The organism is Enterobacter sp. LU1, from assembly GCF_008271405.2.
Taxonomy (GTDB): domain Bacteria; phylum Pseudomonadota; class Gammaproteobacteria; order Enterobacterales; family Enterobacteriaceae; genus Enterobacter; species Enterobacter hormaechei_C.
The window spans coordinates 1,498,620-1,523,331 of the sequence record NZ_CP043438.2; the positions used below are offsets into that span (position 1 = coordinate 1,498,620).

The 24,712-nt window shown below is 58.4% G+C and carries 22 protein-coding genes; 10 read left to right on the plus strand and 12 right to left on the minus strand.

Annotation, left to right across the window (positions count from 1 at the left end):
• Positions 1-14 precede the first annotated feature (14 nt).
• The 3 genes from FZF21_RS07175 to FZF21_RS07185 all read right to left on the minus strand — a co-directional run bounded on the left by FZF21_RS07175 (position 15) and on the right by FZF21_RS07185 (position 4,332).
• Positions 15-830, minus strand: a complete 816-nt coding sequence (locus tag FZF21_RS07175) for a Cof-type HAD-IIB family hydrolase (RefSeq protein WP_017384898.1) — start codon at positions 828-830, stop codon at positions 15-17.
• A 165-nt stretch (positions 831-995) separates the two neighbouring features.
• Entirely contained in the window at positions 996-3,428 is a 2,433-nt protein-coding gene (locus tag FZF21_RS07180) for a formate C-acetyltransferase/glycerol dehydratase family glycyl radical enzyme (RefSeq protein ID WP_149120989.1), read from the minus strand.
• Positions 3,429-3,432: 4 nt separating this feature from the next.
• Positions 3,433-4,332: a glycyl-radical enzyme activating protein gene (locus FZF21_RS07185; RefSeq protein ID WP_063946118.1), complete on the minus strand. Its 900-nt coding sequence runs from the start codon at positions 4,330-4,332 to the stop codon at positions 3,433-3,435.
• Positions 4,333-4,459: 127 nt separating this feature from the next.
• Here FZF21_RS07185 and fsa point away from each other — a divergent pair, with 127 nt between their 5' ends.
• Positions 4,460-5,122 (plus strand): fructose-6-phosphate aldolase, encoded by a 663-nt coding sequence (gene fsa, locus FZF21_RS07190; RefSeq protein ID WP_017384896.1) that lies wholly within the window; start codon positions 4,460-4,462, stop codon positions 5,120-5,122.
• 86 nt (positions 5,123-5,208) lie between these two features.
• Here the strand turns inward: fsa and moeB are convergent, their stop codons facing one another.
• On the minus strand, positions 5,209-5,961 hold the full coding sequence (gene moeB / locus FZF21_RS07195) for a molybdopterin-synthase adenylyltransferase MoeB (protein WP_063933201.1): 753 nt from the start codon (positions 5,959-5,961) through the stop codon (positions 5,209-5,211).
• A 1-nt stretch (position 5,962) separates the two neighbouring features.
• Positions 5,963-7,195 carry a molybdopterin molybdotransferase MoeA gene (gene moeA / locus FZF21_RS07200; protein WP_063946119.1) on the minus strand — a complete coding sequence of 411 codons (1,233 nt, stop codon included), beginning with the start codon at positions 7,193-7,195 and terminating at the stop codon, positions 5,963-5,965.
• Between the two features lie 189 nt (positions 7,196-7,384).
• Between moeA and iaaA the strand changes: the two genes are divergently transcribed.
• Genes iaaA through gsiD form a run of 5 tightly spaced genes read left to right on the plus strand, consistent with a single transcriptional unit; the run spans position 7,385 to position 13,607 of the window.
• Entirely contained in the window at positions 7,385-8,323 is a 939-nt protein-coding gene (gene iaaA, locus FZF21_RS07205; RefSeq protein ID WP_017384893.1) for a beta-aspartyl-peptidase, read from the plus strand.
• 11 nt (positions 8,324-8,334) lie between these two features.
• Complete coding sequence (gsiA, locus tag FZF21_RS07210; RefSeq protein ID WP_023296179.1) at positions 8,335-10,206, plus strand: glutathione ABC transporter ATP-binding protein GsiA; 1,872 nt, start codon at positions 8,335-8,337, stop codon at positions 10,204-10,206.
• A 23-nt stretch (positions 10,207-10,229) separates the two neighbouring features.
• Positions 10,230-11,768 (plus strand): glutathione ABC transporter substrate-binding protein GsiB, encoded by a 1,539-nt coding sequence (gene gsiB / locus FZF21_RS07215; protein ID WP_015571028.1) that lies wholly within the window; start codon positions 10,230-10,232, stop codon positions 11,766-11,768.
• A gap of 5 nt (positions 11,769-11,773) precedes the next feature.
• On the plus strand, positions 11,774-12,694 hold the full coding sequence (gene gsiC / locus FZF21_RS07220; protein WP_006809475.1) for a glutathione ABC transporter permease GsiC: 921 nt from the start codon (positions 11,774-11,776) through the stop codon (positions 12,692-12,694).
• Between the two features lies 1 nt (position 12,695).
• Positions 12,696-13,607, plus strand: a complete 912-nt coding sequence (gene gsiD, locus FZF21_RS07225; protein ID WP_015571027.1) for a glutathione ABC transporter permease GsiD — start codon at positions 12,696-12,698, stop codon at positions 13,605-13,607.
• A 63-nt stretch (positions 13,608-13,670) separates the two neighbouring features.
• Here the strand turns inward: gsiD and rimO are convergent, their stop codons facing one another.
• A complete protein-coding gene (gene rimO, locus FZF21_RS07230; protein ID WP_017693743.1) occupies positions 13,671-14,996 on the minus strand; it encodes a 30S ribosomal protein S12 methylthiotransferase RimO in 1,326 nt (441 codons plus the stop codon).
• Positions 14,997-15,213: 217 nt separating this feature from the next.
• Between rimO and bssR the strand changes: the two genes are divergently transcribed.
• Positions 15,214-15,597, plus strand: coding sequence for a biofilm formation regulator BssR (bssR, locus tag FZF21_RS07235; RefSeq protein WP_003858412.1), 384 nt, complete (start codon positions 15,214-15,216; stop codon positions 15,595-15,597).
• A gap of 106 nt (positions 15,598-15,703) precedes the next feature.
• Positions 15,704-16,822, plus strand: a complete 1,119-nt coding sequence (locus tag FZF21_RS07240; protein ID WP_017384889.1) for a PQQ-dependent sugar dehydrogenase — start codon at positions 15,704-15,706, stop codon at positions 16,820-16,822.
• Here the strand turns inward: FZF21_RS07240 and FZF21_RS07245 are convergent, their stop codons facing one another.
• Positions 16,823-17,449: a glutathione S-transferase family protein gene (locus FZF21_RS07245; protein WP_017384888.1), complete on the minus strand. Its 627-nt coding sequence runs from the start codon at positions 17,447-17,449 to the stop codon at positions 16,823-16,825.
• A gap of 243 nt (positions 17,450-17,692) precedes the next feature.
• On the opposite strand from FZF21_RS07245, the gene dacC reads away from it, so the two are divergent.
• Positions 17,693-18,898: a serine-type D-Ala-D-Ala carboxypeptidase gene (gene dacC / locus FZF21_RS07250; protein ID WP_023296184.1), complete on the plus strand. Its 1,206-nt coding sequence runs from the start codon at positions 17,693-17,695 to the stop codon at positions 18,896-18,898.
• An 86-nt stretch (positions 18,899-18,984) separates the two neighbouring features.
• Here the strand turns inward: dacC and deoR are convergent, their stop codons facing one another.
• The 3 genes from deoR to FZF21_RS07265 form a co-directional block, all read right to left on the minus strand.
• A complete protein-coding gene (gene deoR, locus FZF21_RS07255) occupies positions 18,985-19,743 on the minus strand; it encodes a DNA-binding transcriptional repressor DeoR (protein WP_017384886.1) in 759 nt (252 codons plus the stop codon).
• 67 nt (positions 19,744-19,810) lie between these two features.
• Positions 19,811-20,419 carry an undecaprenyl-diphosphate phosphatase gene (ybjG, locus tag FZF21_RS07260; protein ID WP_015571025.1) on the minus strand — a complete coding sequence of 203 codons (609 nt, stop codon included), beginning with the start codon at positions 20,417-20,419 and terminating at the stop codon, positions 19,811-19,813.
• A gap of 7 nt (positions 20,420-20,426) precedes the next feature.
• On the minus strand, positions 20,427-21,155 hold the full coding sequence (locus tag FZF21_RS07265; protein WP_032653080.1) for a phosphatase PAP2 family protein: 729 nt from the start codon (positions 21,153-21,155) through the stop codon (positions 20,427-20,429).
• Between the two features lie 167 nt (positions 21,156-21,322).
• Here FZF21_RS07265 and FZF21_RS07270 point away from each other — a divergent pair, with 167 nt between their 5' ends.
• Positions 21,323-22,555 (plus strand): MFS transporter, encoded by a 1,233-nt coding sequence (locus FZF21_RS07270; RefSeq protein WP_017693739.1) that lies wholly within the window; start codon positions 21,323-21,325, stop codon positions 22,553-22,555.
• A 90-nt stretch (positions 22,556-22,645) separates the two neighbouring features.
• On the opposite strand, the gene FZF21_RS07275 is transcribed toward FZF21_RS07270, so the two are convergent.
• Positions 22,646-23,458, minus strand: coding sequence for a Cof-type HAD-IIB family hydrolase (locus tag FZF21_RS07275; protein WP_047737781.1), 813 nt, complete (start codon positions 23,456-23,458; stop codon positions 22,646-22,648).
• A complete protein-coding gene (locus FZF21_RS07280) occupies positions 23,448-24,662 on the minus strand; it encodes an MFS transporter (protein WP_040117426.1) in 1,215 nt (404 codons plus the stop codon). Before FZF21_RS07280 ends, FZF21_RS07275 begins: the two co-directional genes overlap by 11 nt.
• Positions 24,663-24,712: the final 50 nt, after the last annotated feature.

The following is a 24,712-nucleotide window of genomic DNA, read 5'->3' on the forward strand; positions in this document are numbered from 1 at the left end:
GGCAGGTAGGGGGATCAGGCGTCGAACAGGGAGTGCGCGTCGAGCACGGCCTGAATCACATTCAGCGCGCCCTGATGGTTGTTATCGTCGGTAGTGTAACGGCTGACCTCTTTAATGCTGTCCGCCGCGTTGCCCATCGCAAAGGAGTATTTCACCAGCTTCAGCATTTCCGCATCGTTGCCGCTGTCGCCAATGCCGACGCACGCCTGAGGTGAGACTTTCCAGCGTTTAAGCAGGCGGCTGATGCCGTTGGCCTTGTGCAGGCCGGGGATAATCAAATCGACAAAACCGAAACCGCTGGTGACCGGCTTCATGATGCCGTCCAGGGAGACATGCAGTTTATCAACCAGATTCGGGATATCGCTGTCCGGCAGGTTCAGGGAGAATTTAAACAGCACGTCGTCAATTTCGCGGTAATCGCTGATGGGTTTTAAGCGATGGTAGTGTTTCGACATCAGCTTCACGAACGCTTCTGGTGCTTTATCGCTGACGTACGCGCTCTCCAGCCCGCAGGCCACAAAGTTCAGCCCTTTGTCTTTCAGCAACTCGCCAATGACGATCTGCGACTCATGACGCGTCAGCTCGCCGTGGAAAATCTGTTCGCCGTGATCGAAGACCAACGCGCCGTTTTCCGCGACGAAGGAGATCTGATCTTTCAGCTCCGGGAAGAAGGAGATGAGCTGGTAATACTGGTTGCCGCTGGCGACAACAAATTCAATGTCGCGGGCTTTAAGCTGCTCAAACTGTGCCTGGAAGCGGTCACGATCGTACTGCTTGGCATCATCAAGGAAAGTTCCGTCCATATCGGTGACGATAACTTTTACGGTCATACTGTGCTCCTGGGTCACTGCGTTTGAAACATTCTAATAACAAGGTGACGGGGAGCACAAATTTAATTTCGAATGAAAGTCAGAAAGCCGGGTGGCGGCTTCGCCTTACCCGGCCTACGGGGGGACAATGTAGGCCCGGTAAGCGAAGCGCCACCGGGCGTTTTTTTACAGCGTATGCTCAGTACGGGCGATAATATCGTCCTGCGCATCCGGCGACAGGGCGGTGAAGAACGCCGAGTAACCCGCGACGCGCACCACCAGGTCACGATACTGATCCGGGTGTTTCTTCGCTTCCAGCAGCGTTTCGCGGGAGACGATGTTGTACTGAATGTGCCAGCCTTTATGCACCTCGAAGAAGGTGCGCAGCAGCACCATCAGCTTCTGGCGATCGCTGTCGTTTTCCAGCGTCGACGGGTTCAGCTTCTGGTTTAGCAGCACGCCGCCGAGAATCGCTTCCGTCGGCAGTTTACCCACGGAGCCAATCACCGCCGTCGGGCCGAGGTGGTCGGTACCGGAGGCCGGGCTTGCCCCTTCCGCCAGCGGGGTGTGGGCTTTACGGCCGTCCGGCGTTGCCATGGTTGCTGCGCCAAACGGCACGTTTGCGGAGATAGACGACGTGCCCGCATAGTAGTTACCCCCAATCGGGCCGCGGCCGTAGCGTGGGTTATGGTACTGCTTCAGCTCTTCAATGTAGGTTTCGTAGGCACGGGTCAGCAGCAGGTCCACGCTGTCGTCGTCGTTACCGTACTTCGGCGCGCCGTTGATCAGGCGCTGGCGCAGCTGCTCGTGGGTCAGCCCCTCGAAGTCATCCGCCAGCGCCGCCGCCAGCTGTTGCTGACCGATAACGCCCTGGTCAAACACCAGCTTCTTCACCGCTGCCAGGCTGTTGCCGAGGTTGGCGATCCCCACCTGTAGGCCGGAAACCCAGTCATACTTCGCGCCGCCCTGCTTAATGCTTTTCGCGCGTTCGATACAGTCGTCCACCAGCGCCGAGCAGAGAATATCGTGGACGTTCTCTTCCAGCATGGTGTCCACCACGTACTCGATCTCAATGGATTTGCGGGTGTAGTAGCGGATCTGGTTATCCCACGCCGCCATGACCTCATCAAAATTCCCGAAGTTACCGGCAGAAAGCGCTTTTTCCTGCGGCAGGAACACCTGGCCGCTGGTGGCGTCGCGACCGCCTTCCAGCGCCGCCAGCATCACGCGGGCGAAGTTGATAAAGCTCATGCCGGTGCAGCGATAGCCCCACTTGCCGCCAACGGCGGTTTCGATGCAGCCAATCGCCGCATAGTCATACGCGTCCTCTCGTTCCACGCCGAGCTTGATAAATTCCGGGATGACGATTTCATCGTTGTTAAACGCCGGCATCCCGAAGCCGCAGCGGATCACCTGCACGCAGGCGTCGAGGAAGTCGTTGCTCATGCCCGCGTGGTAGCGCACGCTCAGGTTTGGCTGGGTGGAGCGCAGGCGACCGCAGGATTCGAGAATGGCGTAAGAGAGCGGGTTGACCGCGTCCATCGGTTCACCGTTGACCAGCTTCTGGCCGCCGATGGTGACGTTCTGATACAGCGGGCTGCCCGCAGAGGCTTTGGAGTGCGAGCCGGAGCGGATTTTGTTCACTTCCAGCAGCTTCAGCCAGCAGCTGTGCAGCAGCTCAATGGCGTGTTCGCGATCCAGACTCTGGTCCAGCTCCACGTCGCGGCGGTAGTACGGGTAAAGGTACTGGTCCATACGGGCAAAGGAGACGGAGTGACCGTTGGACTCAATTTGCAGGATCAGCTGAATGAAGTAGCACAGCTGTAGCGCCTGCCAGAAGGTTTTTGGCGGTTGGTGGGCGATGATGTCGCAGTTTTCCGCCATGGCCAGCAGCTCGTCGCGGCGGCTGTCGCGGGTTTCTGTCGCGGCCATTTCACGCGCCAGGTCGGCAAAGCGTTTGATGTGCAGGCTTACGGCTTCCAGCACGATATCAATGGCTTTCAGGAACTGGTCGCCGTGCAGATCGTCCAGCACCGTCAGGTTGATGCGCGACCGGCGCTCGGCCACTTTCGCGCGCAGGCCGTCAAGCCCTTTCTCCAGCACCAGCGGGAAATTCACCGCCAGGTGTGCGTCACCGGAGGTCATGTTGCCTTCCGCTTTGATGATGCCGGTTTCCAGCAGGCCTTTCTGCTCGTCGGTGAACATGCCGTAGCAGCGATCCTGCACCGTCTGGCCGCGCCACCACGGGCAGATCGCATGCAGGACGTGCTTGTTCTCTTCGCTGACCGCGAAGCCCGCACCCGGACGGTCCGCCAGATCGTCAATCTCTTTCTCAATCCAGGAGACGGTATATTCCGGGAAGATCGGCGCGGCGCGCACTTCGCTGGCCTGGTTACCGATAATCAGCTCGTCATGCTTGATCCAGATGGTACGCTCGGCCAGGTGATGCGCCAGCGCCAGGGCGCGACGTACCGGGATCGGCTTGTCCATGTGCTGCTGATACATTTCGGTGTAATGCTGCGCGCGCTCGGTACAGACCGGCGGCTTAACGATATGCACCAGCGCCGTTTTGTGCGCCTTGATGCGCTCGCTGAGGGTGTTGAGATTCAGGGTGGTCATAAGTTTATCCTCGTAAGGTCGCGGTTAACCCTTTCTGGCAGGCATACTGCTGCGCGAAGTCCAGCAGGGCAGGGTTATCCAGCGGTTTGTCAGGGGCAGAGTAGGGTTGGCCGAGCAGGGTGTATTTGTTCATGCCCAGCGTGTGATACGGCAGAAAATGAATATCGTGAACGCCGAGTTCGTCGGCGGCGAAATTGGTAATGGCGGTAACCGACGCTTCATCGGCGTTAAAGCCCTGGATCAGCGGCACGCGAATGGTGATTTTTTTCCCGGCGGCGGCCAGGCGCTTCAGGTTGTCCAGGATCCGTTTGGCTGAGCCATCGGTCCACTGTTTAAATACGTCACTGTCCACATGTTTCAGGTCCGCCAGGAATAGATCGACATACGGCAGTGACGGCTCGATATAATGCCATGGTACGTGAAGGCAGGTTTCAACGGCGGTATGAATACCTTGGTCATGGCTGACTTTAAACAGGGCGTGTGCCAGCGCCGGGTTCATGAACGGCTCGCCGCCGGAGAGGGTGATCCCGCCGCCGCTGCGGTCGTAGAAGGGCTTGTCGCGCAGCACGGTGGCCATAATCTCCTCCACCTGCTTCTCTTCACCGCAGACGGTAAGCGCCTGGGTCGGGCAGCAGTCGGTAAGGGCAGTGAGCGTCTCGTCGTTAAGCGTCTCACGATGAATGACCAGCCCGTTCAGCGCGCGTTCAACACACCCCGGCGCGGCCTGCTGACACAGGTCACAGCCGTCCAGGCACAGGCGGGCATCAAACAGGACGTCCCGCATGCGGGAGCGGCTTTCCGGGTTCTGACACCAGCGACAGCCCAGCGAGCAGCCTTTCAGGAATACCACGGTTCGAATACCGGGACCGTCGTGGGTGGAGTAACGCTGTATATTGAAGATCATTTTTTTGCCCTCGAATTACATATGAAGATTAAATTACTTTCGAATGAAAGTTATCTTGATATGGGTCAATTCCTGAGCAGGTTTTGCTGTGATAGGGTAAGTGCAGGCTAATTTTGAGGGTGACATCATGGAACTTTATCTCGACACATCTGACGTTGCGGCAGTCAAAAAGCTGGCGCGTATCTTCCCGCTGGCGGGCGTGACCACTAACCCAAGCATTGTGGCGGCGGGTAAAACGCCTCTGGAAGAGCTGCTGCCCGCGCTGCACGACGCGCTGGGCGGCAAGGGCCGGCTGTTCGCTCAGGTGATGGCGAAGACCGCCGAGGGAATGGTGGAAGACGCACGTAAGCTGCGCGCGATAATCAATGACCTGGTGGTGAAAGTGCCCGTGACCGCTGAAGGGCTGGCGGCGATCAAAATGCTGAAAGCAGAAGGGATCCCGACGCTGGGTACGGCGGTGTATGGCGCAGCACAGGGGATGCTCTCCGCACTGGCGGGGGCTGAGTATGTGGCTCCTTATGTGAACCGCGTGGACGCGCAGGGCGGGGACGGGATCCAGACGGTAGTCGAACTGCAACAGCTGCTGACCCTGCATGCCCCGCAGTCAAAAGTGCTGGCGGCGAGCTTTAAAACCCCGCGCCAGGCGCTGGACTGCCTGCTGGCAGGGTGCGAATCCATCACGCTGCCGCTGGACGTGGCGCAGCAGTTTATTACCTCTCCGGCCGTGGATGCGGCAATTGTGAAGTTTGAGCAGGACTGGCAGGGGGCGTTTGGACGGACGTCTATTTGACGCTGTTGCCGGGTGGCGCTGACGCTTACCCGGCCTACGCTCGGGCCGTTGTAGGTCGGGTAAGGCAAAGCCGCCACCCGACTTTTTTACTGGCTACACACCTCACACCCGGGGTTACGCATCAGCTTCATCTCGCGGAACTGGCAGGTCATCGCGTCATACATCACGATTTTACCCGCTGCGGGCGTGCCGTAGTGCGCCAGCACTTTGATCGCCTCCATCGCCTGCAAGGAACCGATAACGCCAACCAGTGGCGCCATCACGCCCGCCTCGACGCAGGTCAGCGCATTCTCGCCAAACAGACGGCTCAGGCAGCGGTAGCAGGGCTCTCCTTCAGCGTAGGTGAAGACGGTGATTTGCCCCTCCATGCGAATGGCCGCGCCGGAAATCAGCGGCGTTTTACGGGCAAAGCAGCCCGCATTGAGCTGGTTGCGAATGGCGACGTTATCGGTGCAGTCCAGCACCAGGTCATGCCGTGCAATCTGCGCAAACAGCGCGTCGTCATCCAGCATCGCGTCAATCAGGGTGAACTGAACGTTGGGGTTAATGCGCGCCAGCGCCGTGCGTGCTGATTCCACTTTAGGCTGACCGACCGTCGCGTCGCTGTGCAGCGTCTGGCGTTGCAGGTTGGACACCGACACGGTGTCGAAATCCAGCAGCGTCATGCGGCCGACACCCGCCGCAGCCAGATATTGCGCTGCCGCGCAGCCCAGCCCGCCAAGACCCACAACCAGCACGCTGGCTGCCTTGAGCGCTTCCTGGCCCTCGAAATCAAACCCGCGCAGCACGATCTGGCGGTTATAGCGCATCATCTCCGGGTCGCTCAGTTCCACCGTCATGTCAGCCTCCGAACAGGTGGTTAAAGCGTTCTACTTCAACCCATTCGCCCGCCTCAACGTGGCCGCGATCGCGCTCCAGCACGATAAAGCAGTTCCCCTGACTGAAGGAGCTAAAGATGTGTGAACCCTGATGCCCGGTGGTGCTCACCTCCAGCTCGCCGTCGGCGTTGCGCGCCAGAATGCCGCGCTGGAAATCGAGACGGCCCGGTGATTTTTTGAGGCGCGTTGCCGCCCGCACGCGCACACGCTCCGGCAGCGGGCTGGCATTGTTGCCTGAAAGCTTCGCCAGCAGCGGGATCACCAGCTGGTAGAAGGTCAGCGCGGCAGAGACCGGGTTACCCGGCAGGCCACAGAACCAGCTGTGCGGAAGTTTGCCAAACGCGAACGGTTTGCCCGGTTTAATCGCCAGCTTCCAGAAGGCGATTTCACCCAGCTCTTCAAGCAGGGTTTTGGTGTAATCCGCTTCGCCAACCGAAACGCCGCCGGAACTGATCACCACGTCGGCAGAGGCGTCAGCGTCGATAAACGCCGCGCGCAGTTTTTGCGGATCGTCAGGAATGATACCGAGGTTAATCACCTCACAGCCCAGCTGCTCAAGCATCAGGTGCACCGCCAGACGGTTGGTGTCGTAAATCTGCCCCTCGTTCAGCGGCTGACCCGGAAGCTGTAGCTCGTCTCCCGTGGAGAACACCGCCACGCGCACTTTGCGGACCACGTCAATCTCCGCGATGCCAAGCGATGCCAGCACCGGCAGTTCGGCGACCGTCAGCTTTTGCCCGGCGGCAAAGACCGTTGCGCCCAGGGTAATGTCTTCCCCGATGTGGCGGATATTCTGTCCCGCTTTGACGCTGGTGGTAAAGCGCACGCCGTCGTCCGTTTGTTCGGTCTCTTCCTGCATCACCACGGCTTCACAGCCCTTTGGCACCGGTGCCCCGGTCATAATGCGCACGCAGGTGCCCGCTGGCCACTCACCGTTAAACGGCTGCCCGGCAAACGCTTTACCTGCCACCGCCAGCGGCTGACCCGTTTGCAGATCCGCCAGACGTACGGCATAGCCGTCCATCGCCGCGTTATCGAACCCCGGCACGTTCAGCGGCGAGACGATATCGCGCGCGGCAATACGGCCAAAACAGCGCACAAGCGGCAGTGTCTCAACGTCGTGCAGTGGAGTAATGCGGTCAAGCATCTGCGAGAGTGCCGTCTCAAGCGGCATCAGTCCGGCGGTAAAATCCATGGGGGGCTCCTGCGGAGTAACAACGAAAGCGCTCATTATGGCAGAAAAGTGCGGCTAACTGTATGACCCGATGGGTGTACGCTTTACATCACAGTTGCGTCTTTCTATATTCAAAAATCATCTGAAGATTCGTCGACGATAATGATATTTATAGAAAAAGCAGCCAGCCAGGCTGATGGGTGATGCGAAATGAGTAAAGCGGTTATCGCAATTCATGGCGGTGCCGGGGCAATCACCCGTGCACAGCTCAGTCCCGAGCAGGAGAAGCGTTATATTGATGCGCTGAACGCCATTGTGGAAACAGGCCAGCGGATGCTGGAAGCGGGCGACAGCGCGCTGGACGTGGTGACCGAAGCAGTACGTCTGCTGGAGGAGTGCCCGCTGTTTAATGCCGGTATTGGCTCGGTCTTTACGCGCGATGAAACGCACGAGCTGGATGCCTGCGTGATGGACGGCGTCACCCTGAAGGCGGGCGCGGTAGCGGGCGTCAGCCGTCTGCGTAATCCGGTGCTGGCCGCGCGTTTGGTGATGGAACAAAGCCCGCATGTGCTGCTGGCCGGGGCGGGGGCGGAAAAATTTGCCGTTGAGCACGGGATGGACACGGTCTCGCCCGATCTTTTTTCCACCGAGGAGCGTTACCGGCAACTGCTGGACGCCCGTACAGCGGGGATGACGCAGCTGGACCATGCCGCGCCGCTCGATGAACGCAGCAAAATGGGCACGGTAGGCGCGGTGGCGCTGGATAAAGCCGGTAATCTCGCCGCCGCGACGTCGACAGGCGGTATGACCAACAAACTTCCCGGTCGCGTCGGCGACAGCCCGCTGCCGGGGGCCGGGTGTTACGCCAATAACGCCACCGCGGCGGTGTCATGCACCGGCACCGGCGAAGTGTTTATCCGCGCGCTGGCGGCCTACGACATTACCGCGCTAATGGATTACGGCGGATTAAGCCTGAGTGAGGCCTGCGAGCGGGTAGTGATGGAGAAACTGCCGGCGCTGGGCGGGATTGGCGGCTTAATTGCGGTGGATCGGGAGGGCAACGTGGCTCTGCCGTTCAACAGTGAAGGGATGTACCGGGCGTGGGGGTATGCCGGCGATGCGCCCAGCACAGGCATTTATCGTGAATAAGGGGGCATTGCGTGCCGCACCGTGAAGAGCTGGACAACTGCGAAGTGCTGGCTGTCCACCAACTGAATATTGCGTTTCAGGAAGAGCGGCAGTTCATCCCCGCAGTACAGAATTTATCGTTTTCGCTCAGGCGCGGCGAGACGCTGGCGATTGTTGGCGAATCAGGTTCCGGTAAATCCGTTACCGCGCTGGCGCTGATGCGTCTGCTTGAGCAGACGGGCGGGCAGGTCACCAGCGAGCGGATGCTGTTGCGCCGTCGCAACCGTCAGGTTATCGATCTCAACGAGCTGAGTGCGTCCCAGATGCAGGGGGTGCGCGGGGCAGATATTGCGATGATTTTTCAGGAGCCGATGACCTCCCTGAACCCGGTTTTTCCGGTGGGCGAGCAGATTGCCGAATCTATCCGCCTGCATCAGGGACTGAGCGGTGATGAGGCGCTCAACGAAGCAAAACGGATGCTGGAGCTGGTGCGTATCCCTGAGGCGCACGCGATTTTGTCCCGCTATCCGCATCAGCTTTCCGGCGGCATGCGCCAGCGGGTGATGATTGCGATGGCGCTGTCGTGCCGTCCGGCGGTGCTCATTGCGGACGAACCCACCACGGCGCTGGATGTCACCATTCAGGCCCAGATCCTGCAACTGATTAAGGTATTGCAGCAGGAGATGGAGATGGGGGTGATTTTCATCACCCACGATATGGGGGTGGTGGCGGATATTGCCGATCGGGTGCTGGTTATGCATCAGGGCAATGCCGTGGAAACCGGCACGGTGGAGCAGGTCTTTCATGCGCCGGTGCATCCTTATACCAAAGCGCTGCTGGCGGCGGTCCCGCGTCTGGGGGCCATGAATGGCAGTGATTTTCCGCGCCGTTTTCCGCTGTTCTCACAGACCGAACAGGGCCAGCAGGAAGACGAAACCGAGCAGGATACGGTGGTTCCCGGCAGGCCAATCCTCGAAGTGCGTGACCTGGTGACCCGTTTCCCGCTGCGTAGCGGGATCCTCAATCGCGTGAAGCGCGAAGTGCATGCGGTTGAAAACGTCAGTTTTGATCTCTGGCCGGGCGAAACGCTGGCGCTGGTGGGGGAGTCCGGCTGCGGTAAATCCACCACCGGGCGGGCGCTGCTCAGGCTGGTGGCGTCGCAGGAGGGGAGCATCACCTTCAACGGTGAGCGCATCGACACGCTCCCTAACAGTAAATTGCAGGCGGTGCGCCGGGATATTCAGTTTATATTCCAGGATCCTTATGCGTCGCTCGATCCGCGCCATACGGTGGGGTACTCGATTATGGAGCCGCTGCGGGTGCATAACCTGCTCGACGGTGAAGCCGCGCAGCGCCGCGTCGCGTGGCTGCTGGAGCGCGTGGGCCTGAAGCCGGAGCATGCCTGGCGTTATCCGCACGAATTTTCTGGCGGTCAGCGCCAGCGTATCTGCATTGCGAGGGCATTGGCCCTCAATCCGAAAGTGGTGATTGCGGATGAGTCCGTGTCAGCGCTGGATGTCTCTATCCGCGCGCAAATCATCAATCTCCTGCTCGATTTACAGCGGGATCTGGGCATTGCGTTTCTGTTTATCTCCCACGATATGGCGGTGGTGGAGCGGATCAGCCATCGCGTGGCGGTGATGTACATGGGGCAAATTGTTGAAATCGGCCCCCGTCGGGCGGTGTTTGAAAACCCGCAGCACCCTTACACCCGCAAGCTGATGGCTGCCGTACCGGTTGCCGATCCTGAGCATCGTCACGCCCAGCGCGTGCTGTTGCAGGACGAAATGCCGAGCAATATTCGTAAACGGGGCGAAACCCTGGAGCGCGTGGCGCTGCGTGAGGTGGGACCCGGTCATTTTGTCGCACCACCGCGTCAGGGCAATGCATTCTCGCGGTTATAACTTACAACAGGCAGGAGAACACAATGGTTCCTTTTGTTGCTCGTAAATGGCTGCTGGCCGCGAGCGTGACGGCTGCGCTGGCCGCCGCCCCCGCGTTCGCGGCGAAAGATGTGGTGGTGGCTGTGGGGTCTAACTTCACGACCCTGGATCCGTATGATGCCAACGACACTCTTTCTCAGGCGGTGGCAAAATCCTTCTACCAGGGGCTGTTCGGCCTGGACCGCGAAATGAAGCTGAAAAACGTGCTGGCGGAAGGCTATACCGTGTCGGACGACGGGCTGGTCTATACCGTTAAGCTCCGTACCGGCGTGAAGTTCCAGGATGGCACTGACTTCAACGCCGAGGCGGTTAAGGTCAACCTGGATCGTGCCAGCAATCCGGAAAACGGTCTTAAACGCTACAACCTGTATAAAAATATCGCCCAAACCGAGGTGGTTGATCCGGCAACGGTGAAGATCACCCTCAAAGAGCCGTTCTCGGCGTTTATCAATATCCTGGCGCATCCCGCGACGGCGATGATTTCGCCCGCCGCCCTGAAAAAATACGGCAAAGAGATTGGCTTCCACCCGGTGGGGACCGGACCGTACGAACTGCTCACCTGGAACCAGACCGATTTTGTGAAGGTGAAAAAATTCGCCGGATACTGGCAGCAGGGGCTGCCGAAGCTGGATACCATTACCTGGCGGCCGGTAGTGGACAACAACACCCGCGCCGCAATGCTGCAAACCGGCGAAGCGCAGTTTGCCTTCCCGATCCCGTACGAACAGGCGGCGCTGCTGGCGAAAAACAGCAAGCTGGAACTGGTGGCCAGCCCGTCTATTATGCAGCGCTACATCAGCATGAACGTCACGCAGAAACCGTTTGATAACCCGAAGGTGCGTGAAGCCATCAACTACGCCATTAACCGCCAGGCGCTGGTGAAGGTGGCCTTTGCCGGCTACGCCACCCCGGCGACGGGCGTGATGCCGCCAACCATTGAGTACGCGCAAAGCTATCAGCCGTGGCCTTACGATCCGGCGAAAGCGCGGGAACTGCTGAAAGAGGCGGGCTATCCGAACGGCTTTAGCACTACGCTGTGGTCGTCGCATAACCACAGTACCGCGCAGAAGGTGCTGCAATTTACCCAGCAGCAGCTGGCGCAGGTGGGCATTAAAGCCAGGGTTACGGCGATGGATGCCGGACAGCGAGCGGCGGAAGTGGAAGGCAAAGGACAGAAAGAGAGCGGCGTGCGGATGTTCTACACCGGCTGGACGGCTTCAACCGGTGAAGCGGACTGGTCCCTGTCGCCGCTGTTTGCTTCCCAGAACTGGCCGCCAACGCTGTTCAATACCGCGTTCTACAGTAATCCGCAGGTGGATAAAGATCTGGCCGATGCCCTGAAAACCACCAAACCGGAAGAGAAAGCGCGCCTGTACAAAGAGGCGCAGGACATTATCTGGAAAGAGTCGCCGTGGGTGCCGCTGGTGGTGGAAAAACTGGTCTCAGCCCACAACAAAGCGCTGACCGGTTTTTACATCATGCCGGATACGGGCTTTAGCTTTGATGACGCGGATTTGAAATAAAACTCATGCTGAATTATGTGTGTAAACGCCTGCTGGGGCTTATCCCGACGCTGCTGATTGTGGCCGTACTGGTGTTTTTGTTTGTCCATATGCTGCCCGGCGATCCGGCGCGTTTGATTGCCGGACCGGAAGCGGATGCGACGGTTATTGAACTGGTGCGTAAACAGCTCGGTCTTGATCAGCCGCTGTACAGGCAATTTCTGCGTTACATTGGCAATGTCCTTCAGGGCGATTTCGGCATCTCAATGGTGTCGCGTCGTCCGGTGTCGGAGGAGATTGCCAGCCGCTTTATGCCTACCTTCTGGTTAACGATTGCCAGTATGAGCTGGGCGGTTGTCTTTGGCCTGGGCGCGGGGATTGTCGCCGCCGTCTGGCGCAACCGCTGGCCGGATAAGCTCGGTATGGCGCTGGCGGTCACCGGCATCTCTTTCCCGGCGTTTGCGCTGGGCATGCTGCTGATGCAGATTTTCTCCGTCGAGCTGGGCTGGTTGCCGACCGTCGGGGCCGACACCTGGAAGCACTACATTCTGCCCTCTATGACGCTAGGCGCGGCCGTTGCGGCGGTTATGGCCCGGTTTACCCGCGCCTCGTTTGTCGACGTGCTGAGCGAAGATTACATTCGCACCGCGCGGGCAAAAGGGGTGAGTGAGAAATGGGTCATTCTGAAGCATGGTTTTCGTAATGCGATGATCCCGGTGGTCACGATGATGGGGCTACAGTTCGGCTTCCTGCTGGGGGGCTCTATCGTGGTTGAGAAGGTCTTTAACTGGCCGGGGCTGGGGCGCCTGCTGGTCGACTCGGTCGATATGCGTGACTATCCGGTTATTCAGGCTGAAGTCCTGCTTTTCTCGCTGGAGTTTATTCTTATCAACTTAGTGGTGGATGTGCTTTACGCCGCCATTAACCCGGCCATCAGGTATAAGTAAGATGCGATTACTGAACTGGCGTCGCCAGGCCATTTTAAACGCTATGCCGGGGATCAGGCCGGACCATATTCGCACCCCGTGGGTTGAGTTCTGGCGTCGATTCCGTCGTCAGCCCGTCGCTATGGTCGCCGGGTTGTTTGTGTTACTGCTGATCCTGGTGGCGATTATCGCCCCCTGGATAGCCCCGTTTGATGCGGAAAACTACTTCGACTACGACCGGCTGAACGATGGTCCGTCGATGATGCACTGGTTTGGCGTGGACTCGCTCGGGCGCGATATTTTTAGCCGCGTGCTGGTAGGGGCGCAGATCTCACTGGCGGCCGGGGTCTTCGCGGTGCTGATGGGCGCAGCAATTGGCACCGTGCTGGGGCTGGTGGCCGGGTACTACGAAGGCTGGTGGGACCGCATCATCATGCGTATCTGCGACGTGCTGTTTGCCTTTCCCGGTATTCTGCTGGCGATTGCCGTGGTGGCGGTGATGGGCAGCGGCATGGCGAACGTCATTATCGCCGTGGCGGTATTCTCGATTCCCGCTTTCGCGCGTCTGGTACGTGGCAACACGCTGGTGCTGAAGCAGCAGACCTTTATCGAGTCGGCGCGCAGCATGGGAGCCAGCGATGCCACCATCCTGTTCAGCCATATTCTGCCGGGAACGGTCTCGTCTATCGTGGTCTATTTCACCATGCGCATAGGCGTGTCGATTATCTCGGCGGCCAGCCTGTCGTTTCTGGGGTTAGGGGCACAGCCGCCGACGCCGGAGTGGGGCGCGATGCTGAACGAGGCGCGGGCGGATATGGTGATTGCGCCACACGTGGCGATCTTCCCGAGCCTGGCGATTTTCCTGACCGTGCTGGCGTTTAACCTGCTGGGGGATGGGCTGCGCGACGCGCTGGATCCGAGGATTAAGGGGTAGTGCAGTGAAATGTGCCGGGTGGCGGCTACGCCTTACCCGGCCTACAAAAGGGAAGCAGGGTGTTTAAACCCGGCTACCCCACAGGTCATACTCATCCGCGTTTTCAACCTTCACGCGAATAATATCACCCGGCTTAACCTGTGTTTCGCCGTTCAGGTACACCGCGCCATCGATTTCCGGTGCATCCGCCATGCTGCGGCCAATCGCGCCTTCTTCGTCCACTTCGTCGATAATCACCAGAATTTCGCGGCCCACTTTCTCCTGCAAGCGTTCAGCAGAGATCTGCTGTTGCAGCTGCATAAAGCGGTTCCAGCGCTCCTCTTTTACCTCTTCCGGTACCTGGTCCGCCAGCTCGTTGGCCGTTGCGCCTTCAACCGGGCTGTACTTGAAGCAGCCGACGCGATCCAGACGCGCCTCTTTCAGGAAGTCGAGCAGCATCTGGAAATCTTCTTCGGTTTCACCCGGGAAGCCGACAATAAAGGTGGAGCGCAGGGTCAGATCCGGGCAGATCTCACGCCACTGCTTGATGCGCGCCAGCTGGCGATCCACGGAGCCAGGACGTTTCATCAGCTTCAGAATGCGCGGGCTGGCGTGCTGTAGCGGGATATCCAGATACGGCAGGATTTTGCCTTCCGCCATCAGCGGGATCACATCGTCAACGTGCGGATAAGGGTAGACGTAGTGCAGGCGCGTCCAGATCCCGAGCTTAGCCAGCTGCTCGCACAGGCCGACCATGCTGGTTTTCACCGGCTCGCCGTTGTGGAAACCGGAGCGGTGTTTGACGTCCACACCGTAGGCGGAGGTGTCCTGGGAGATGACCAGCAGCTCCTTCACGCCCGCGTCGGCCAGGCGTTTGGCTTCTGCCAGCACCTCGCCAATCGGACGGCTCACCAGATCGCCACGCATCGACGGGATGATGCAGAAGGTACAGCGGTGGTTGCAGCCTTCGGAAATTTTCAGGTAGGCGTAGTGGCGCGGCGTCAGCTTCACGCCCTGTTCCGGCACCAGGCTCAGGAACGGGTTGTGCTTTGGTTTGGGGACGTAGTGATGAACATGTTCCAGCACCTGCTCGTAGCTGTGCGGGCCGGTGATCTCAAGCACTTTCGGGTGCACTTCGCGGATCTGATCCACCTTCGCGCCCAGGCAGCCGGTGACAATCACTTTGCCGTTTTCCGTCAGGGCTTCACCAATGGCTTCCAGTGACTCCTGGACCGCGCTGTCGATGAACCCGCAGGTGTTGACGATCACCATGTCGGCGTTGTCGTAGCTTGGCACCACGTCATAGCCTTCAGTGCGAAGTTCAGTCAGGATGCGTTCGGAGTCCACCAGGTTCTTCGGGCAGCCGAGGGAGACAAAGCCGATTTTCGGCGGGTGCGTAACATTGCTCATAGGTTAAAAATTCATCAATTATGGAGTTATCAGGGCGGGATTTTACAGCGTATCGCGGGGGATTTATACACTCTTGATGGCGCAGTTGAGGCGGGCAATCGTTGTAACATTGTAAAGAATGTTAATCAGTTATCGTTTATTGATCTCAGGCATTACATTGTACAAAAAATGACCTTATCCTTAATAAGGTAACATGGCTGACAGGGGAGGAAGTAGCATGTCCGTTGACAGACTGAAACGCGATCTGCTTAACAAGCTGATCAACGCCCGAATCGACCTGGCCGCATATCTGCAACTCCGCAAGGCGAAAGGGTATATGTCAGTCAGCGAAAGCGAAAATCTGCGTGATAACTTCTTTGAACTTTGCAATTTCATGCGTGAAAAAGCACCCATCCTGAAAGCGCACTACGCTGAAAGCGAATTAGTGGCGCTGCGCCGCGCCGCCGAGGTGCTCTCCATCGCCGGGGTCTGTTTGATGAACGGACGTCACGACTGCCCGAATTTTATTGCCGTTAACGCGGAGAAGCTTGAAAACTGCCTGACCACGCTCGCGCTTTGCATCATGTGTCTGAACAAGCCGGAAACGCTTGCCCGGCACTGAACCCGGGGGAGGCGACTCCCCCTTCTGATTAAGCTTTTGTAAAAGTGGTAACGCACCCGGGAACAGTGGCTAATCTTTAAGCCATATGTCGATAAAGGAGTGCGTTATGCCTCGATCCTCGCTGATTTTCCTTCCAGTCTTGTTATTCCCGCTTTCACTGCTTGCAGCGCCTGAGACGGTTAAGGTCGACGTGCTACAGACAAAACTGGATCACCCCTGGTCGCTGGCGTTTCTGCCAGATAACAAGGGGCTGCTCATCACGCTCAAAGACGGGCAGCTTAAGCACTGGCAGGCTGGAAAAGGGCTCTCCGATCCGATTGTCGGCGTGCCGAAAGTGTGGGCGAGCGGCCAGGGCGGACTGCTGGACGTCGCGCTGGCCCCGGATTTTGCACAGTCACGGCGGGTCTGGCTCAGCTTCGCCGAGGCAGGTAATGATGGCAAAGCGGGTACCGCGGTGGGCTACGGGCGGTTGAGCGATGACCTTTCGCGCATTGAGGGCTTCCAGGTGGTGTTCCGACAGATGCCGAAGCTCTCTACCGGCAACCACTTTGGCGGACGGCTGGTGTTCGACGGCAAAGGCTATCTCTTTATTGGCCTGGGTGAAAACAACCAGCGCCCGACGGCGCAGGAGCTGGACAAGCTTCAGGGCAAGGTGGTGCGCCTGACGGAGGACGGAAAAGTGCCGCCGGATAATCCGTTTGTGAACACCGCCGGTGCGCGCCCGGAAATCTGGTCCTATGGCATTCGCAACCCGCAGGGGATGGCGATGAATCCGTGGAGCGACACGCTGTGGCTCAACGAACACGGACCACGCGGTGGGGATGAGATTAACATTCCTGAGAAGGGCAAAAACTACGGCTGGCCCCTGGCGACGCACGGGATCAATTACAGCGGCCTGAAAATCCCGGAAGCGAAAGGCGAGCACGTTGAGGGCACCGAAAAGCCGCTGTTTGTCTGGAAAGTATCGCCCGCCGTCAGCGGCATGGCGTTCTACAACAGCGACGTCTTCCCGCAGTGGAAAAACAAGCTGTTTATCGGCGCGCTGAAGGAGAAAGACGTCATCGTGCTGAGCGTGAAGGGCAATAGCGTGACGGAGGACGGACGCATTCTGGGCGATAAAGATCAGCGTATTCGCGATGTGCGCGTCGGGCCGGATGGCTATCTGTACGTGCTGACTGACGAGACGGACGGGCAACTGCTGAAAGTCAGCCCGTCCAGGTCGTAATCAGGTCACCGGGATCATCACCACGTTGCGATACGCCGGGCGCTCGCTAAGCTGCTGGATCCAGCGCTCCAGGTGAGGGCGCGGGCTCCAGCTAAGACCCATGTTAGTGAGGTTCCAGACGAAGGGGGCGACGGCGATATCGCCCACGCCGAAGGTGTCGCCGGAGAACCAGGCGTGCTTCGCCAGTTCGTCGTCCATCATCGCGAACAGGGATTCGCAGGCGTCCTGGGCGGCATGAATGGCGGGATAATCACGTTCGGCTTCCGGCGTGCGGACAAGCCCCATCAGGATCACCCGGTGCGTGGGGGAAAGCGTCTGGTTTGCCCAGTCCATCCATTTTTCGCCCTGCGCGCGGCGGGCTGGATTTTCAACCCACAGCCGACCCTGGCCGTACTGCGCGGCGAGATAACGCACGATGGTGTTGGACTCCCACAGCGTGGCGTCTGTCTCGTCATCGCGCAGCAACGGCACCAGTCCGTTTGGGTTCATCGCCAGATAGTCGGCGTCTTTATTCACCCCGAACGCCATGCCAGCCATGATTTGGTTGAACGGTAAATCCAGCTCCTCCAGCGTCCAGAGCACTTTCTTCACGTTAGTCGAATTGTTCCTGCCCCACAGCGTAATCATATTTACTCCCGATGAGATGTGAATCCGAGTCAGCTTTTCGCCATGGTGAGATAAACCTAACAATTACGCAACAGATGCTAAAAAAAACGCCGCAATCAAAGCGTATCTGAATGTTATTGCATAAACTTTAAAAACTTTACCTGGAACAGGTTTCTTTGAACGCTGTAGTGCGCTATTACTCATCGCTTCTTGCGACACGGTGATTGTGACGTGATTTTTAGAATGGACACTCGGGTGGCATTTATGACGCAAAAAACTTCTTCTCTGCGCAGCCTGGCGGCAGGCTCGGCGCTGCTTTTCCTTTTTGCCCCAACGCTCCATGCGGCGGAACAGACGGCGCCCGAAGCGCCGCCTGTCGATGCGCGCGCCTGGATCCTGATGGATTACGCCAGCGGGAAAGTGCTGGCGGAAGGTAACGCCGACGAAAAACTCGACCCGGCGAGCCTGACGAAAATTATGACCAGCTATGTTGTGGGCCAGGCGTTGAAAGCGGGCAAGATCAAGCTGGATGACATGGTCACCGTCGGCAAAGATGCCTGGGCGACGGGTAACCCGGCGCTGCGCGGCTCGTCCGTCATGTTCCTGAAGCCCGGCGATCAGGTCTCCGTTTCCGATCTGAATAAAGGGGTCATTATTCAGTCGGGAAATGATGCCTGTATTGCGCTGGCCGATTACGTCGCAGGCAGTCAGGACTCATTCATTGGGTTGATGAATGGCTACGCGCAAAAACTGGGTCTGACCAACACCACCTTTAAAACCGTTCACGGCCTGGATGCGCCCGGTCAGTTCAGTACCGCGCGCGATATGGCGCTGCTGGGCAAAGCGCTGATCCATGACGTGCCGGATGAGTACGCCATCCATAAAGAGAAAGAGTTTACCTTCAACAATATCCGCCAGCCTAACCGTAATCGTCTGCTCTGGAGCAGTAACGTTAACGTGGACGGCATGAAAACGGGGACGACCGCCGGGGCCGGATACAACCTGGTGGCTTCTGCGACGCAGGGCGACATGCGCCTGATCTCGGTGGTGCTGGGGACGAAAACCGACCGCATTCGTTTTAATGAATCCGAAAAACTGCTGACCTGGGGTTTCCGCTTCTTTGAAACCGTCACGCCGATTAAGCCGGACGCCACCTTCGTCAGCCAGCGCGTCTGGTTTGGGGATAAAAGTGAAGTGAACCTGGGGGCAGGTGAAGCGGGTTCCGTCACCATTCCACGCGGTCAGCTGAAAAACCTGAAAGCCAGCTATACCCTGACCGAGCCACAGCTGACCGCGCCGTTGAAAAAAGGCCAGGTGGTCGGGACGATAGATTTCCAGCTTAACGGCAAATCCATTGAGCAGCGTCCGCTGGTGGTGATGGAAGCGGTGGAAGAGGGCGGCTTCTTCAGCCGGATGTGGGACTTTGTATTAATGAAGTTCCACGGCTGGTTTGGCAGCTGGTTTAGCTAGGTTTTTGCCGGGTGGCGCTGCGCTTACCCGGCCTTCGTTTGAGCCGTTGTAGGCCGGGTAAGGCGAAGCCGCCACCCGGCACAACCTCAATACATCAACTTCACCTGCTGCGCCTTTGCATACGACACCAGCTCGTCATCCGGGCGGCAATCACTGACGATGGCGTCAAAGCGCGACAGTTCCCCCATCCTTGCCGGACGAACCTTGCCAAATTTACTGTGATCAACCACCAGCACATGCTGCTGTGCGGCGTTGAGCGCCCACTGTTTCACCGGTAACTCTTCAAGATTAAAACAGGTTGCCCCCTGTTTCACATTCACACCCGCCGCAGAGTAAAAGGCGATATCCGGACATACATTGCTCAGCGTGTCCTGAATATTCAGCGGTTTGAAGATGGCGTTGCTGGCATGAAACTCGCCGCCGCACAAAATCACCCGGCACGCCGGTTTCTCCTGCAAGGCCAGGAAGGTGTTTAGCGAATAACAGACGGCGGTAAAGGGAACGGTGCTGTCGATGGCCTCGATGATCCACGGGGTTGTCGTACCGCAGTCAAAAAACAGCGTTTGATGCGGCTGCACCAGCGAGGCGGCGAGCCGCGCGGCTTTGCGCTTCTCTTCCACCAGGCGTGTTTTTTGATCGCTTAACAGATAATGGCTGGCGCTACGCGGCTCCAGAACAATATACCCGCCAAGCAGCACAACGGGGGCGCTGTCGCTGTTCAGATCGCGACGAATGGTCATTTCAGACACGCCAAGCAGGGTAGCGGCTTCCTTAAGATGCAGCTTATCGCTGCGCTTCAGCGCCTGAAGTAGCTGAGCAATGCGGTCATCGCGACGTGTTTCCATAGATCCTCGGGCTAAAAAAGTGAGCCCCCGCAGGGCGGGGGCTCAAGTGTAACCTGACGGACCGGGGTTAGTCACGTATCCAGCCTTTGCGGATCGGAAGGGCAAACAGAACGCGATAGGCCTGTGATAATCCACGATAAAGCGCCGGACCAAAGAGGCTCCACAGGATGGCTGCGCTGACGCAGCCCATCAGCCCCACCAGGAAACCGCCGACCATATCCAGCGGCCAGTGCACGCCCAGGTAGACGCGGGACCAGGCGATGGCGACCGCCACCCCCATCAGCACCATGCCAGACCACAGGCGATGCCAGAACAGGAAGGCCAGCGCAAAGGTGAAGATCACCGTGCCGTGATCGCTCGGGAACGAGTCATCCGGCGCATGGTGCAGGAAGTTGTAGCCGACGCGATCGACAAACGGACGATCGTGCGGGAAGGCGTGGCCCAGCACGTAGCTTGCCAGCACGCTCACGCCGATCGCCATCGCCATTTTGATCACCAGATGGCGCTGGGCGGTGACCTGTGTACGAGGTCCCCATAACCAGAGGATCACCGCCAGCGCCGGTACAATGCTGATCACATCTTTCGCAATGAAGGTGGCGAGATCGATCATCCATTCCGGTGATGCTGGCGTGGCGTTGAGCAGGTAAAACAGTTCGTAGTTCAGATTTTCTAACATAATCTCGTTACTCTTTAGCAAACCAGGTGGAAACCAGCCCGTAAACCAGCACCTGGGAAAACCAGACCCACCACCCGGCCCACAGGTTGTGAGAGAAAAAATGCGCGCCGCGCATGACCTGGCCGAATCCCATCAGCAGCCCCATAACAACGCCTAACGCGACAAAGGACCATGCCAGGCGCGGACGTTCACGCCAGAAGGCAAAAAACAACCCCATCACCATAAACCCGCTTGAGGCGTGGCCGCCGGGAAAGCAGCGTCCCGGTCCGCTGTCTGCCGGAACGGCGCTGAACAGGGGATACGAGACGGCTTTGCCGCCATACTCCACCAGATCCCACGGACAGCTGTGGTGGCTTATGCTTTTCAGCACCCCAACTACCAGCGCCCCCAGCCCCATCAGAAGCGCGGCCGTCACCAGCCGGGCATTGCGTTTGTAAGCGCCGTAAATCAGCGATGCGGCAGCCAGCGCAATGGTCACATATTTCGCCAGCCGATGGTTCAGCAGATCCAGCAGCGGGTTTTGCTGTAGCGGGAAATGGTGCGTCGCCGCGTCATACCAGAAGCCGGTTATCCATCGGTCAAGCGATTCATCGCGCGAAAGCCAGGTAAAAAGCAGCGCAAGGACGATCAGCCCGAAAAGCTGATAACCATAAAAGCGGGCAGAAAAACGGTAAAGGCTTTTTGTCTTATTTGTCGGTAACTTAGATAATTCTGAAGGGCTGACGGCGTGTGTCATAGTTTCGGTCAATAACGTGAAATAGCACTATCATAGGGAGGGCAACTTAAGGAAACCTTAAACAACAACGATAAGTGCCTTATTTCTGTGTTTTCACGTGATTATGCTATCTCAGACAGCGGCAATTCATTACACTCATCGCGATTTTTTCATACTAAAGAGATTGCATGATAAACCGTTCTTCTTCCGGTAATCGTCTGGGTCGTCAGGCGTTACTTTTTCCTCTGTGTCTGGTGCTTTACGAATTCTCTACCTACATCGGCAACGACATGATCCAGCCAGGCATGCTGGCTGTGGTTGAGCAGTACAACGCAGGTATTGAGTGGGTACCTACATCCATGACCGCCTATCTGGCGGGCGGCATGTTTTTACAGTGGCTTTTAGGGCCGCTGTCGGATCGTATTGGCCGCCGCCCGGTGATGCTGACGGGCGTGGTGTGGTTTATCGTCACCTGTCTCGCCACGCTGCTGGCGCAGAACATTGAGCAATTCACGCTGCTGCGTTTCCTTCAGGGCGTGAGCCTGTGCTTTATTGGCGCCGTGGGCTACGCCGCTATTCAGGAGTCGTTTGAGGAGGCGGTATGTATCAAAATAACCGCGCTGATGGCGAACGTGGCGCTGATTGCGCCGCTTCTGGGGCCGCTGGTGGGAGCCGCATGGGTCCACGTTGCGCCGTGGGAAGGGATGTTCGTCCTCTTTGCCGCGCTTGCGGCCATCTCTTTCTTTGGGCTGCACCGTGCGATGCCGGAGACCGCCACCCGCCTGGGCGAAAAGCTCTCGCTTAAAGAGCTGGGGCGTGACTATAAGGCGGTGCTGAAAAACGGCCGTTTTGTCGCGGGCGCGCTGGCGACGGGCTTTGTCAGCCTGCCGCTGCTGGCGTGGATTGCCCAGTCGCCGGTCATTATCATCAGCGGCGAACAGCTTAGCAGCTATGAGTATGGCCTGTTACAGGTGCCGATTTTTGGCGCGCTGATTATCGGTAACCTGGTGCTGGCGCGTCTGACGTCGCGCCGTACCGTGCGTTCGCTGATTATTATGGGTGGCTGGCCCATAGCGGCAGGGCTGATTATCGCGGCGGTGGCGACCGTAGTCTCGTCCCATGCGTACCTGTGGATGACGGCGGGGCTGAGCGTTTATGCGTTTGGTATTGGCGTGGCGAATGCTGGCCTGGTGCGCCTGACGCTGTTCGCCAGTGAAATGAGTAAAGGCACGGTGTCTGCCGCGATGGGGATGCTGCAAATGCTGATTTTCACCGTCGGTATTGAGGTGAGCAAGCATGCCTATGCTTTCGGCGGTAACGGACTGTTCAGCCTGTTTAACCTCGCCAACGGCGTGCTGTGGATTGCCCTGATGGTGGTATTCCTGAAAGACAAACGCGTCGGAAACGCCCTGCAACCGTAATTCTTATTCCCTCTCCCCCGTGGGCGAGCTCGGGACAGTCCCCTCTCCCTGTGGGAGAGGGTTAGGGTGAGGGCACCAGAGCGCACGGAATCAATTAAACGGCGCCCTCCCATCCAGCACCCTATCAATTACGTCCAGCACCCCTTCGTCATTATTGTTCGGCGCTTCATAGCGGGCCACCGCTTTAATATGCGGTCTGGCATTGGCCATCGCGAAGCCAAACCCAGCCTGTCGCAGCATCTCCACGTCGTTACCGCTGTCGCCAAAGGCCACCACTTCACTGTCCTCAATGCCCCAGCGCGCTTGCAGGATCCGCAGGCCGTTAGCTTTGTGTACGCCGGGGATAATCAGGTCGATACTGCCGTGTCCCGTGGTCACCGGCACCATGATGTCGCCAAGCTTCTCATGCAGCAGCGCCTGAATGCGCGGAATTTCGTCGTCAGAGACGTTTAGCCCGAATTTGAAGAAAATATCGTTGAGGTTGTCAAAGCTGCTGACGCTTTCAAGGCGGTGATAGTATTTCGCAGCAATCTCTTTGAAGAGGTCGTTATACGTTTTCAGCGTGTAGGCGCTGTTTTTTCCGCAGGCAATTATCTCAATGCCGGGCACGTCGTTTAACAGGGTGGCGACGGTCAGAAAATGCTCTTTCGACAGTTCGCCGTTAAACACGTCTTCGCCCGCATCTACCACCCAGCCGCCGTTTTCGGCGACGAAGGCAATTTCATGGGCGATCTCCGGGAAAAATGAGGTCAGCTGGTAGTACTGGTTTCCGCTGGCGACCACAAAACGGATGCCTTGCGCTTTCATGCGCGCGTACTGCGCCAGAAAACGCGCGCGGTTATAGGTTTTCGCATCGCTCAGGAAGGAGCCATCCATGTCGACTGCAATCAGTTTAACGCTCATATCCCTTCTCCATTGACGTTGTTTCTGCTTCCGGTTTTGCCACCGCTCGCGCCACCAGGGCGGCAATAATGACTAACCCTAATACCACCAGCATCGCGCTGCGTAACCCGTAGTGCTCACCGAGGAATCCAAGCAGCGGCGGGCCCACCAGGAAAGCGAGGTAGCCCGTGGTCGCCACGACGCTCACGCGCGTCGGCGCGTCGGGGCCGGTATCGCTGGCAGCGGAAATGGTCAGCGGGAAGCCAAGGGAGGCGCCCAGTCCCCACAGGATCACCGACACGCCGGCAATCCAGTCCACATCCACAAAGATAATCATCGCGATGCCCAGCCCACCCAGCAGGGCGCTGGCACGGACGACAGCCACGCGGCTGTAACGGTCGATAAACCAGCCCCCGGTAAAGCGTCCGACGGTCATGCCGAGCGTAAACCCGGCGTAAATCAGCGAGCCGGAGGTGGGGCTAAATCCGTGCCCGTCCACCATCAGCAACGGTAGCCAGTCGTTGGCGGAGCCTTCAGCAAACGCCATCGCCAGTACCACCACACCAATCAGCATCAGCTGGAAATCGCGATAGAAGGGCAACCCTTTTGCCGCAGACTTCTGTTCGTCCGAGGCATTTTGTCCTGTGCCTGCGGGAATAGCCCTGATGCCGGTGAGGATCGGGATAATGCAGACCAGCGCCGCGAGTAAAATGTGCACATTGGCCGCAATGCCCAGCGCCGTCAGCGCCATCCCTACGCCCGCGCCCGCCAGCGTGCCGAGGCTGTAAAAGCCATGCATCATCGGCAGCACCGTTTTGTTCATCGCCTGTTCAACGGAGGCCCCCTCGACGTTAATGGCCACTTCCGCCGCACCAAAGCTGCCGCCAAATACCATCAGGCCAAGGGCAAACATCAGCGGCGAGGCGAACCACAGCGCCACGCTCAGACCGAGCATACCTACCACTGCGCAGCACATGGTGGTGCGGATCACCGCGCGCGTGCCAAAGCGCTTCACCAGCCAGGCCGAGCAGAGGATGCCGCTCATCGAGCCAATCGACAGGCCAAACAGCACGATCCCCATCTCCGCCGTCGAAACGGATAGCGTATCGCGGATTGCCGGGGTGCGCGTTGCCCAGGAAGCCATCAGCAGCCCGGGGATGAAGAAGAACATAAACAGCGCCCACATGCGCAGATGCAGGGCTTTGCGAGGAGAAGTTAGCGTCATTGGGATCAGCACCAGAAGTACAACAATAGCGACAACACTAGCAACTTTGT